At 67.4% G+C, this 353-nt stretch carries 1 protein-coding gene; it reads right to left on the reverse strand.

The annotated features are described in order from the left end of the window. On the reverse strand, positions 1-353 hold a 353-nt coding region (locus tag MOM01_RS22975), incomplete at both ends, for a condensation domain-containing protein (RefSeq protein WP_241387756.1).

Genomic DNA, 353 nt, shown 5'->3' on the forward strand with positions numbered 1-353 from the left:
CCGATCAGATCGTCGAGCGCCCGCTCCCCACGACCCGCGATGGGTGTTCCGACCGCCACGTCGTCCGACCCGGACAGCCGGGACAACAACACCGCGACCGCTGCATGGACCACCATGAACATCGTCGCGTCGTGTTCTCGAGCCAGTTTCTTCAGTCCGGAATGCGCCGATGCCGGCACCTCGAACGGCACCGTCGCGCCCCGGAAGGACTGCACCGGGGGGCGGGGACGATCGGCCGGCAACGACAAGGTCTCGGGGAGACCGTCGAGCGTCGATCGCCAATAGGCGCTCTGCTGTGCGATCAGCGAATCAGGGTCGTTCTCGTCGCCGAGGACCTGCCGCTGCCACAACGC

It is taken from the genome of Rhodococcus sp. CH91, assembly GCF_022554085.1.
GTDB lineage: Bacteria > Actinomycetota > Actinomycetes > Mycobacteriales > Mycobacteriaceae > Rhodococcus.